At 71.3% G+C, this 2,886-nt stretch carries 3 protein-coding genes; 1 reads left to right on the top strand and 2 read right to left on the bottom strand.

Annotated features, from left to right (window positions below; all coding sequences use genetic code 11):
* Positions 1-60 precede the first annotated feature (60 nt).
* Both RIF68_RS33255 and RIF68_RS33250 read right to left on the bottom strand, forming a co-directional pair.
* Entirely contained in the window at positions 61-1,239 is a 1,179-nt protein-coding gene (locus RIF68_RS33255) for a helix-turn-helix domain-containing protein (RefSeq protein ID WP_309055174.1), read from the bottom strand.
* 337 nt (positions 1,240-1,576) lie between these two features.
* A complete protein-coding gene (locus tag RIF68_RS33250) occupies positions 1,577-1,711 on the bottom strand; it encodes a hypothetical protein (protein ID WP_309055172.1) in 135 nt (44 codons plus the stop codon).
* 848 nt (positions 1,712-2,559) lie between these two features.
* Here RIF68_RS33250 and RIF68_RS33245 point away from each other — a divergent pair.
* Positions 2,560-2,886: hypothetical protein (locus RIF68_RS33245; protein ID WP_309055170.1), on the top strand; the 327-nt coding region annotated here is incomplete at its 3' end.

The following is a 2,886-nucleotide window of genomic DNA, read 5'->3' as shown; positions in this document are numbered from 1 at the left end:
GATCCGGGCGGACCGGGACACGGCCGACCGGATCCGCACGCCCACGGAGCAGCTCGGCCCCTACCTGCCGTTGGCACGCAGCACGAGCTCGAGCTCGAAACGGGTCCGGGGGTCGTTGAGGTCCTCGCCGAAGATCTCGCGCAGCTGGTTGATCCGGTAGCCGACGGTCTGTTCGTGGATGCCCAGCTCGGCGGCCATTTCTGCGCGGTGGCCGTGGTGCTTGAGCCAGGACAGCAAGGTGGCGTGCAGCCGCTCCTGCTGGCCGGGGCGCAGCGTGTCCAGGGGTGCCAGGCGCTGGGTGGCGAGATCCTCCAGCAGGGACCGTTCGGTCTGGAGGACCAGGGCGAGGATGTGGTCGGTGACCCACAACGGCTCCTGGGCCTCCGGCTGCTCACGCGACAGCAGGTCCCGGGCCGTCACCGCCAGCCGCAGTGAGTCCGGTGCCGCCCGCCAGTGCCGGGCCGGGCCCACCACGGCCCCTCGCCCGGCGAGAACCCGCTCCAGCTGTCTGCGCCCGGTCGCAGAAGAAGGCTCCGGGACCACCGCCACCAGATCCCCGGGACGGGAGGTGAGCAGGACGCTCTCCCCCAGCCGGGACCTCAGCCCGGTGTGCTGATCGGCCGCCAGCGTCACCATGACCACCCGTTCGGGCAACGACCACCCGGCCGCGGAGGCGGCCGTGCGCACGGACTCCTCGTCGCCATGGCCGCGGATGATCATGTCCGCGACCGTGTCCCGCAGCCGGTCCCGCTCCCCGGCACGGTCCGACTGCTCGGCGGCGTAGCCCTGGGCACTGACCGCGGAGAGCTCCTCGATGTAGGCGAACACCGACTCGGTGAGAGCGATCAGCACCGAGGCCTCGAAGCCGGCGTCCACGGCCACCCGCGACAACGACCGCAGGGTGGTGCGGGCCCCCGAACGATAGGCAGCGAACAGGGCATCCATCGGTCTGCCCTGGTGCACCTCAGCCCGCCCGAGCCCCTCGTAGATGCGTCGGTCCTCCTCCCGCAACGCCGGCCGGTCGGTGCCGGCAAGGCTCAGGAAGCGGTTGAGGGCGGCCTCGACCCCCAGCCGGATCTCCTCCCGCAGGGAACCCTCCAGGGGAGCGGCATAAACGGGGACATCGTGGCTGGCCGCATCCATCAGCTCCTGGGCGACAGCCGGAAGGTGCGGCGTCACCAGAGGAGTCAACGACGGCGGCAGCGCCGTCCAGGGCAGGTCATGATTCAGCTCCGGCATGGCCCTCATTTTTCACCACGTCGCCACCGTTCTGTGGCCGGCGTCCGTGTCGTCCTGCCGGTGGGCCCTTCCCGCTCTCCCCCGCCCACCCGGGCGCCGCACCGACGGGGCAACTCGAGGGACGGAGCCCGGGAACCGTGGGGCAGGTCCACGGGACACCCAAGGCGTCCCTCCTCTCGGTTCGTGAGCCCGCCGCGCCGACTCGCATCATGGCTTCCGCTCGTGGGCCGACTCCCCCCGGGCTGCCACCTGATCCCCAGAAGACTGCCGGTGGCACGCCCACCCCATCGGCGGGCTCCCCCGCTGCCCACTCGACCCTGTCGCCCTCGGACCTGTCTCACCGTCCGATGATCCTGATCAGCCAGCCCAGCAGGGGAACGACACTGACCGCATCCAGCACTCGGTCCAGAAGATGTCCCATCCTCCACCACCAGCTGGGATCCTGCGGCGGCTCCTGCTTGGTCCTGATCATGGGGTACCACCTCTCTGCGCCACGGCAGACTGGACCGACCTGCTCTCCCCGCCCTGCCCGGCACGGACCGGCAGCGCTACCGGACCCGCTCTGCGACCACCCTCCTGGCGGTCACCTCGGAGGCCTCCTGGGCGTGGTGAGGGCCGTGCTGTGCCGGGGCCACGACCTGCCCGACGCCGCCTCGGTCGAGCGCAGTCCGGCGAGCTCCTCGACAGCACGGACGGCGGGGAGGAGCTCACCGCCACCGTCCTCGGCACCCTCAGCGCCGGATCCCGCACGGATCGTGCCGGTCCCGCACACCGTGCATCGGCTGCTCCGGGAGGGTGTCCCGGGGATGCTGCTGGTCGTGAGCGCCGAAAGGGGGACGAGATGAAAAGTGTCCTTTCTGCCGACGAGCGGTATAGTTGACGTATCATGAAGGACGATCCGCCGGGGGGCTGCACCGCTCGACGTGGATCGGGTCGACGCGCCCAGCCGGGGGGCTGGGCGTCGGAGATCGATCGGATGACCGCCGCCCTGGTGGGCAGCAGACCGGTGATCGAATGATCAGTCGTCGGGGGGCGACTCTGCTCCCCGCCGGGGACGGCGGCCCATCACCTCAGCGATCCGCTCGACGCGGGCCCCATCCGCAAGGGACCGCCCCGCCGGGTGCGGCGAGGTGGGCCTCGCCCCGGGGCCGTCGCTCGCTCAGTGGCCGCTCGAAGAGCACTCGGGCCGCCGCCACACATGAGGTGATCGCCGTCACAGACGGGCGACGACGTCCGCCAGGAGATAGCATCTGCAAAAGACCTCGCTGGCCCTCGCACCTCTTCTGCGGTCGGCGCCCTTGCCGGCTAGGAGCCGCGGTCATGCGTCGTTCCCCATCTCCTGCGATCATCATCCGCTCGGTCATCGGAGCACTGATGACCTCGATCCTGCTGGGCGCTCTCGGCCTCGCCCCGGCCGGGGCCGTACCGGTGCGCGAACCGGCGACGCTGGGGCCCCCGCGGGTCGCCTCACTGCCGGCGTCATCGGAGTTCACCGCGCCGTCGACCTCGCCTTTCGCGGATGTGGGCACCGGCCACGACTTCTACGAGGAGATCTCCTGGCTGTACGAGGCCGGGGTGTCCACCGGGTGCGCCGTGGGGCGCAACCGGCGCGAGGCCGACGGCGACCCGACCGCTCACGCCGAGGTG

It is taken from the genome of Streptomyces sp., assembly GCF_031178505.1.
GTDB classification, from domain to species: Bacteria; Actinomycetota; Actinomycetes; order Streptomycetales; family Streptomycetaceae; genus Streptomyces; species Streptomyces gulbargensis.
This window is presented reverse-complemented; position numbering and strand designations above follow the sequence as displayed.

Coding starts and splice junctions, on each gene's coding strand:
- RIF68_RS33255 (WP_309055174.1), bottom strand. CDS start 1,239: ATGCCGGAGCTGAATCATGACCTGCCCTGGACGGCGCTGCCGCCGTCG.
- RIF68_RS33250 (WP_309055172.1), bottom strand. CDS start 1,711: ATGATCAGGACCAAGCAGGAGCCGCCGCAGGATCCCAGCTGGTGGTGG.